General features: G+C 76.0%; 7 protein-coding genes. 4 read left to right on the top strand and 3 right to left on the bottom strand.

The annotated features are described in order from the left end of the window. The first annotated feature begins 231 nt into the window (after positions 1 to 231). A complete protein-coding gene (locus tag GTR00_RS09015; protein ID WP_166611292.1) occupies positions 232 to 1254 on the top strand; it encodes a type IV toxin-antitoxin system AbiEi family antitoxin in 1023 nt (340 codons plus the stop codon). 87 nt (positions 1255 to 1341) lie between these two features. Here the strand turns inward: GTR00_RS09015 and GTR00_RS09010 are convergent, their stop codons facing one another. Continuing rightward, on the bottom strand, positions 1342 to 1752 hold the full coding sequence (locus GTR00_RS09010; RefSeq protein ID WP_166611291.1) for a DNA-binding protein: 411 nt from the start codon (positions 1750 to 1752) through the stop codon (positions 1342 to 1344). Next, the gene (locus GTR00_RS09005; protein WP_166611290.1) at positions 1749 to 2378 is read right to left on the bottom strand and encodes a nucleotidyltransferase domain-containing protein; all 630 of its coding nucleotides are present in this window, start codon (positions 2376 to 2378) and stop codon (positions 1749 to 1751) included. The genes GTR00_RS09010 and GTR00_RS09005 overlap by 4 nt, the downstream gene beginning before the upstream one ends. A gap of 176 nt (positions 2379 to 2554) precedes the next feature. On the opposite strand from GTR00_RS09005, the gene GTR00_RS09000 reads away from it, so the two are divergent. Both GTR00_RS09000 and GTR00_RS08995 read left to right on the top strand, forming a co-directional pair. Further along, on the top strand, positions 2555 to 4468 hold the full coding sequence (locus tag GTR00_RS09000; protein ID WP_166611289.1) for an ABC transporter ATP-binding protein: 1914 nt from the start codon (positions 2555 to 2557) through the stop codon (positions 4466 to 4468). Continuing rightward, positions 4465 to 6258, top strand: coding sequence for an ABC transporter ATP-binding protein (locus tag GTR00_RS08995; RefSeq protein WP_323132346.1), 1794 nt, complete (start codon positions 4465 to 4467; stop codon positions 6256 to 6258). The genes GTR00_RS09000 and GTR00_RS08995 overlap by 4 nt, the downstream gene beginning before the upstream one ends. Positions 6259 to 6291: 33 nt before the next feature. On the opposite strand, the gene GTR00_RS08990 is transcribed toward GTR00_RS08995, so the two are convergent. Further along, entirely contained in the window at positions 6292 to 7161 is an 870-nt protein-coding gene (locus GTR00_RS08990; RefSeq protein ID WP_166611288.1) for an AraC family transcriptional regulator, read from the bottom strand. Between the two features lie 106 nt (positions 7162 to 7267). Between GTR00_RS08990 and GTR00_RS08985 the strand changes: the two genes are divergently transcribed. Beyond that, the coding region (locus tag GTR00_RS08985) for a DUF5107 domain-containing protein (RefSeq protein WP_166611287.1) at positions 7268 to 8459 on the top strand (1192 nt) is incomplete at its 3' end.

Below are 8459 nucleotides of genomic sequence, written 5' to 3'. Positions count from 1 at the left end.
TCGCCCCCCTGCGGTGATCGGGGAAGTTGCCACTTCCTTGATCACCGCACGGGGAGAGGGTCGGCTCCGAGTTCGCTGCTCAGGGTTCACCGCCCCGCGGGCGCCGAGGTCCCGGAGGTGCCGAGATCGCGGCCGACCCGGCTCAGGCGAGTGCGGCGCCTCCTCGACCGTTCAGGACCAGTCACTGTTCAATCTTCGTGAACAGTGACCGGTCCTGAACGGAGGTGCGCGGTGACGGGCACCTCCGAGGGCACTCTCCCCGCCGTCGCCGAGCAGCTGCGCACCCTCGGCGTGGACGTCCGCACCGCACCGCGCACCCGCGCCGCGACGGCGCGGACGTGGCGGTTGTCGACGCCGGCCGGCGCGCGGCACGACTACGCGGTGCAGGAGCACTCCTCGCTGACCCCCGCCGCAGCCGCCACCGTCGGGCGCGGGGCCGAAGAACCCCTGCTGGTCGTCGCCCCGCACGTCTCCGACGCCGCCGGCGACGTCCTGCGCCACCGCGGCGTGCACTTCGCCGACACCGCCGGCAACGCCTACCTGCGCTGGCCCGACCTGCTCGTGGACGTGCGCGGGCGCCGACGCCCCCGCCCGGCCGCGACCGCACCGCCGGCCCACGCCCTGCGCGCGTTCAGCCCTCGCGGTCAGCGGGTGACGTTCTCGCTGCTGTGCGAGCCGGCGTCGGTGGACGCGCCCTACCGGGTCATCGCCGAGCGCAGCGGCGCATCGCTGGGCACGGTGCAGGCGGTCCTGGCGGAGCTGCGCACGCAGGGCCACGTCGAGGTGGACGGCACCGGGCGCCGGCTGCACCGCACCCGCGCGCTGCTCGACCGCTGGGTCGAGGCGTACGCCGTGCGGACCGCGCCCGGCCTGGTCCGTGCCCGCTTCGACGCCCCCGACCCGCAGTGGTGGCGCTCCGCCGACGAGGACCTGCGCGCGGACGGGGCGCTGTGGGGCGGCGAGACGGCCGCCCACCTGCTCGACCCGTACCTGCGCCCGGCCGCCGCGGTCCTCTACGCGCGCCGCGTCCCGCGCCGGACGGTGGTGGCCCACCGGCTGCGCAAGGCCGAGGGCGCGGGCGGCGTCGAGGTCCGGGAGCTGTTCTGGAACTGGCCGGCCACCGGGGGCCACCCCGTGGCGCCCACCCCCCTCGTCTACGCCGACCTGGTCGCCTCCGCCGACCCGCGCTGCCTCGACGCGGCCGAGCGGTTGAGGAGGGACGATGCTCTCCTTCGCGACCTCGACCGCTCCTGAGCTGCTGACCACGGCCGCGGTCCTGCGGCCCCTGCTCCAGCGAGCGTCCCGTCACCACGTCGACGTCCTGGTGGTGGGAGCGCTCGATCAACCGGTGCGGACGGCGAGGTCGTACAGCCGCCGCGCCCACTGAACCGCCTGTTCCGCGCGGGCCGCGGAGACCATCGTCGCCGCGTAGTGCGCCTGGTCCTTGATCTCCAGCAGCCGCCGCAGGTCCTTGGCCATCGCCGGACCGTCCGGTCGCACGCCGGCCAGCAGGTCGACGGCCTGCCGGTGGTCCTGGCCGCGCGAGCGCCGCCCGAGGCGGCTGCAGCAGACCGCGTCGGAGGCCGCGATGCCGCACAGCACGGCGAGCGAGGCGGCGACCTGCGGGGTGGCGAGGCCGTCGTCGGACTCCTCGAGGACCAGTTCGGCGACCTCGAGGAACGCCCTCGCCTGCTCCAGGCGCACACGGCCCTCCGACGGGGAGCAGTCGCCGGTGCGACCCGCGGGGCTCACCGCGCCACGTCCCGCAGGAGCGCGGCGACGTCCCGGCCGACGAGGGTGATGGCCTCCCGCCGCCAGGACTGCACGATCGGTTCTCCCGCTTCGACGTGCTCGCGCAGGTGCTGCACGGAGACGGCGTACGGCTGCGCCGGGTTTCCGGTCCACGCCTCCACCGCGCTCACCAGCGCGTCCACCTGCCCCTCCCACGTCGCCGCCTGGTCCTCGCCGAGACCGTCGGCGTGGACGAGCAGCACGTCGACGTCGGAGTGGACGTCACCCTCGCCGCGCGCGAGGGACCCGAAGACGGCCGCCGTGCGCACCGGCACGGACCACCTCGCCACCTGATCGGTGATCCGGCGAAGGAGTTCTCGGCGCAGGCCGGCGAGGACCTCCACGGCGGGCCAGGCGAGGTGCTCCCGGTTGGCGGTGTAGTAGACGGCGTTGCGCCGGCGCTCCGCACGGACGACGCCTTCGGCGACGAGACGGGTCAGGACCCGCTGCACGCCCGCCGGGGACGCCGTGCCCACCAGGCGAGCGATCTCTCGACCTGAGAGCGGAGCGGCGAGTCCCGCCAGGACGGTCAGCACCGGTCCGTCCAGGGAGGGCACGACGGCTCGCACGGGGTGGGTCAGGTCCACCTGCCCACCATATGAGTCAACTGCCCAGAGAAGTAGTCAATCCACGGTCACGAGCACTCGGCACCACCTGCGACGTTCGACGGCGGAGGCACCGCCCCGCACCCCGCAGCGCCACCCCGGGCGACCGGGAAAGCCTCGTCCGGCACCGCGCCCGCACCCGTGACAGGCTGCGTGGAGTGAGCGGCACCTTCCTCAGCGGCATGCGCACCCTGGCCCGCGGCGCCCGGGAGGAGCCGCGGCTGTTCGGCACGGCCATCGTCGGCTCGGCGGTCTACGGCGCGGGCACCGCCGCCACGGGCTGGCTGGTGGGGCGGGTGACCGACCGGGTCGTCGTGCCCGCCGTCACCGGCTCGGGGTCGGTCGGCACGGCGGAGGTGTGGCTGGCCGGGGGCGCGCTGATGGCGGTGACCGTGGTGACGGTCGCCGGGATCCTGGTGCGGCGCATCTGGGCGGGCATGGTCGCCTTCGCCCTGCAGGCCCGCTACCGCCGCCTGCTGGCGCGGCGCTACCTGGACCTGCCGCTGGCCTGGCACCACGCCCACCCGGCGGGGCGGCTGCTGGCGACGGCCGGCTCGGACGTGGAGGCCACCTGGCAGGCGATGTTCGTGCTGCCGTTCGCGCTGGGCGTGGTGGTGCTCATCGCGGTGGCGGGGGTGGCGATGGCGGCGGCGGACCCGGTGCTGGCGGCGGTGGCGCTGCTGGTGCTGCCGGCGCTGCTGGCCGCGAACGTCGTCTACCAGCGGCGCATGTCCCCGCGGGTGACGCGCGTGCAGCAGCTGCGCGGGGAGGTCTCCACCACCGCGCACGAGAGCTTCGAGGGCGCGCTGGTGGTGAAGACCCTGGGCCTGGGCGAGGAGGAGGTGCAGCGCTTCGCCGCCGACGCGGACCGGCTGCGGGAGGCGAACGTGGCCGCCGGGCGCACCCGCGGCGGGTTCGAGCCGGTGATCGACGCCCTGCCCTCCCTGGGCACGCTGGCGGTGCTGGTGGTCGGCACGTTCCGCGCGGCCTCCGGCGCGGTGGGCGTGGGCGACCTGGTGCAGATCGCGTACCTGCTGGGCCTGCTGGCGTTCCCGGTGCGCTCCTTCGGGTGGGTCCTCTCGGAGCTGCCGCGCACGGTGGCCGGGGACGCGCGCGTGCAGGCGGTGCTGCGCGAGGGCGCCACGACGCCGTGGGGCGAGCGCTCCCTGCCCGCCGGCGAGGGCGCCGGCCCGCTGGCGGTGGCGGCCGACGGCATCGGCTACCGCCACCCGGTGCCCGCCGCGGACCCGCTGGACGAGCGCGCCGACGTGCCCGAGCAGTTCGTGCGCCGCGGGGAACCGCGCGCCCCGCGCCGCGAGCCGGTGCCGGCGCTGGCCGGCGTCACCCTCGACGTCGCCGCCGGTTCCACGGTCGCCGTCGTCGGCGGCACGGGCGCGGGCAAGTCCACGCTGGCCGGGTTGCTGGTGCGCCTGGTGGACCCCACCTCCGGCACGGTGCTGCTGGACGGGGTGGACGTGCGCGAGCTCGCCGACGGCCAGGTCGCCGGGGTGGCGGCGCTGGTGCCGCAGTCCACGTTCGTCTTCGACGACACGGTGCGCGGCAACATCGCCCTGGGCCTGGACGCCGACGACGTGCCCGCCGGGCGGCGCGTGGACGACGACGACATCTGGGAGGCGCTGCGCCTGGCGCGCGCCGACGGTTTCATCGCCGCCCTGCCGGGTGGCCTGGACGAGCTGGTCGGCGAGCGCGGCTCCACCCTGTCCGGTGGGCAGCGCCAGCGCCTGGCGCTGGCGCGGGCGCTGGTGCGCAAGCCCCGGCTGCTGGTCCTGGACGACGCCACCAGCGCGCTGGACCCCACGGTGGAGCGGGCGGTGCTGGACGGACTGGCCGCCTCCGGCACCGGGACGACCGTGGTGGTGGTGGCGTACCGGCCGGCGACGATCGCGCTGGCCGACGAGGTGGTGCACCTGGAGCGGGGACGGGTGGTGGACCGGGGACCGGCCGCGGAGGTCGCCGCGCGCGACGCCGGCTACCGGGACCTGGTGACGGCGTACGCGCGCGCGGCGCGCGAGCGGGCGGACGAGGCGCAGCACGGGACGGGGATGGCGTGAGCACGAGCACGATCACCGGCGGGGGATCGGAGGCCGGGGCGCAGGGCGGTGTGCTGCGCCGGGCGCGGGAGCTGACCCCGCAGTTCGCCGAGGGCCTGGGCGTGACCCTGGCCATCGCGGCGGCCACGACGATCGGCAAGCTCGTGGTGCCGATCGCGGTGCAGCAGACCATCGACACCGGCGTCCTGGGCCCCGGCGGCCCCAACCCCGGGCGGGTGGCGCTGCTGTGCGCGATCGCCGCCGTCGTGGTGGTGCTCACCACCTGCACGGCGTGGGTGGTGAACGTGCGCCTGTTCCGCGCCACCGAGGCGGGGCTGGCGAGCCTGCGGGTGCGCGCGTTCCGGCACGTGCACGACCTGGCGGTGCTCACCCAGTCCGGCGAGCGGCGCGGCGCGCTGGTCAGCCGCGTCACCAGCGACGTGGACACCATCTCCACGTTCCTGCAGACCGGGATGCTGGTGCTGGTGCTCTCCCTCGGGCAGGTGGTGCTGGCGACGGCGCTGATGTTCTTCTACTCCTGGCAGCTGGCCCTGGTGGTGCTGGCGTGCTTCGTGCCGCTGGTGTTCCTGCGCAACAAGCTGCAGCGCCCCGTGGCGCGCGCCTACGCCGCGGTGCGGGTGCGCATGGGCGAGATGCTCGCCGCGATCTCCGAGACCGTCGTGGGCGCCGACGTGATCCGCGCGCACGCCGCCTCCGCGCGCTCGCGGCGCACCGTGGACGCCGCCGTGGAGGCGCACCGCCAGCAGGCCGTGAAGGCGCAGGTCGCCACCGCCGCGACGTTCTCCACCGGCGTGCTCGTCTCCGGCCTCGTCGTGGCCCTCGTCATCGTGGTCGGCACCCTGCTCGGCGCGGACGGCGACCTCACCCTGGGCCGGCTGCTGGCGTTCCTGTTCCTGGCGCAGCTGTGGGTGGGTCCGGTGCAGGCCACCACCGAGGTCCTCAACGAGCTGCAGAACGCCCTCGCCGGCTGGCGCCGCGTCGTCGACCTCATCGACACCCCCGTCACCGTCCCCGAACCCGCAGGTGACCGCGTGAAGGAGCTGCCCGCCGGGCCGGTGGACGTGCGCGTGCAGGACGTCGCCTACACCTACCCCGGCACCGACAAGACCGTCCTGACGGGGGTGGACCTGCACCTGCCCGCCGGCTCGCGCACCGCCGTCGTCGGCGAGACCGGCTCCGGCAAGACCACCCTGGCCCGCCTGGTCACCCGCCTCGTCGACCCCGCGCAGGGACGGGTCCTGCTGGGCGGCGTCGACGCGCGCGACCTGCCCGGCCGCGAGCTGCACCGCCGCGTCGTCGCCGTCCCCCAGGAGGGTTTCCTCTTCGACGCCACCATCGGCGAGAACGTGCGCCGCGGCGAGCCCGGCGCCACCGACGCCGAGGTGCGCGCCGCCTTCGCCGAGCTGGGCCTGGGCGACTGGCTCGACGGCCTGCCCGAGGGCCTGGACACCCCCGTCGGCCAGCGCGGCGAACGCCTCTCCGCCGGCGAGCGCCAGCTCGTCGCGCTGGCCCGCGCGCACCTGGCCGACCCCGACCTGCTCGTCCTGGACGAGGCCACCTCCTCCGTCGACCCCGCCACCGAGGTGCGCCTGCAGCGCGCATTGGAAGGTGTCCTGAGCGGCCGGACGTCGGTGGCGATCGCGCACCGCCTCTCCACCGCCGAGGCCGCCGACACCGTGGTGGTCGTGGACTCCGGGCGCGTCGTGGAGGTCGGGCCGGCGGTGGAGCTCGCGCACGCGGGTGGGCCGTACTCGCGGCTGCACGCGGCCTGGACGGCGCAGCACGCCTGACCCGGCGGAGCGCCGGGCGGGGGCGTCGGCGCCTCACTCCTCCCGGCGCCGGAACGCCGTCGGGCTGCACCCGTGCACGCCGCGGAAGTGGCGGGCGAAGTAGAAGGGGTCGGCGTAGCCGACGCAGCGGGCGACCTCGGCCACCGGCAGGTCGGTGGTCACCAGCAGCTCGCAGGCGTGCGCCATGCGCAGCCGCTTGGCGTACTCCACGACCCCTCCCCCGGTCGCGGCGCGGAACAGCGCCGTGAAGTGCGAGGTGGACAGGCCCGCCTCGCGCGCCAGGGCGGCGACGGAGACGGGCGCGTCGAGGTGGGCGCGCAGGTGCTCCTGCGCCTGGCGCACCGGCTCGCGCCGCACGGGGCTGCCGGCGGCGGCGTCGGCGGCCACCTGCGCCAGCACCGACCACGCCGCGCCGGCCGCGCGCAGCAGGGTGGGTCCGGTCTCGTCGGTCTCCAGGTGCTCCACGACGCGCTCGACGTCGCGCTGCACCTCCAGCACGTCGTGCAGGTCGACCACCGCGGGGCGCGGCGGGTGCCCGCCGAGCTGGGCGTCGAAGGAGCGGGCGTCGGGACCGGCCGCGTGCAGCCACCAGATCGTCCAGGGGTGGGCGTCGTCGGCGCCGTAGGCGTGCGGCAGGCCGGCGGGCAGCACCAGGGCCTGCGCGCGGGTGACGGCCACCTCGCCGCCGTCGGTGCGGCACCAGCCGCGCCCGCCCACGCACACGATGACGACGGTGCCGCTGGCCCCGCGGCGGCGGGTGCGGCCGTGGTGGTGGGCGTGCGGGAAGTACCCGGCGTCGGTGACGAGGAGCCGGGACGTCGGCCCGGACGCGGCCGCGGCGCGGGCGACGTCGGCGGGCAGGACCCGCAGCCGCTGCCCGGGGAACCCCTCGCGGATGCGCACGCCGCGACGCTAGCGCCGGCCGGGTGGTCCCGACCGCGGGATCGTCCAGGTGGCAGCGCGGGATCGTCCCTTCTCGGCGCGGCGATCACCGGCCTACCGTCACCGCATGCTCGACGACGAGACGCAGCTCGGCCTGCCGGACCGGCCCGCCGCCCTGGCGGAGGCCCCGGCCGCGGTCTGGAGCGCGCCGCTGACGCTGCCGACCCACCACCCGCTGCCGCCGGAGGTGTTCCCCGCCTACCTGGACCGCCGCGTCTACCAGGGCTCCTCGGGCCGGGTGTACCCGCTGCCGTTCCACCACCGCATCGCCCCCGAGGCGGTGCCGCACGCGTGGACGGCGGTGCACCTGCAGAACGAGTGGCTGCACGTGGTGGTGCTGCCGGAGCTGGGCGGGCGGGTGCACGTGGTGCGCGACCGCCCCAGCGGGGTGGACCTCTTCTACGCCAACCCCGTGGTCAAACCCGCCCTGGTCGGGCTGGCCGGGCCGTGGATCGCCGGCGGCGTGGAGTTCAACTGGCCCCAGCACCACCGCCCTGCGACCTACCTGCCCACCGACTGGGAGGCGGTCACCGAGGAGGACGGCGCGGTGGTGGTGCGCTGCTCCGACCACGACCCGTTCACCCGCATGCGCGGCACCCACGCGCTGCGGCTGCGCCCGGGCAGCTCCGTGCTGGAGCTGCAGGTGCGCCTGGCCAACCGCACGGAGCTGCCGCAGTCGTTCCTGTGGTGGGCCAACGTCGCCGCCCGCGTCGACGAGGACTACCAGTCCTTCTTCCCGCACGACGTGACGGTGGTGGCCGACCACGCCAAGCGCGCCGTGACCGCCTACCCGCGCGCGGACCGGCACTACTACGGCGTGGACTACCCCGCCCGCGCCGGCGAGGTGTTCACCGCCGCCGACGGCGCGCGCGGCACGGGCGACCGGATCGACTGGTACCGCACGATCCCCGTGCCCACCTCGTACATGTGCCTGGGCAGCCGGGAGGACTTCTTCGGCGGCTACGACCACGCCCGCGGGGTGGGGTTCGTGCACGTGGCCGACCACCAGGTCGCCGTCGGCAAGAAGCAGTGGACGTGGGGGAACTCCCCCTTCGGGCACGCGTGGGACGCGAACCTCTCCGACGACGGCGCGCACTACGTGGAGCTGATGGCGGGGGTGTTCACCGACAACCAGCCGGACTTCTCGGTGCTGGCGCCCGGGGAGACGAAGGTGTTCACCCAGTGCTGGTACCCGCTGCGGAGCACCGGCCCGGTGGACCGAGCGAGCGTCGACGCGGCCGTCAGCCTGCGCCGGGAGG

Source organism: Kineococcus indalonis, assembly GCF_009906395.1.
Taxonomy (GTDB): Bacteria; Actinomycetota; Actinomycetes; order Actinomycetales; family Kineococcaceae; genus Kineococcus; species Kineococcus indalonis.
This window is presented reverse-complemented; position numbering and strand designations above follow the sequence as displayed.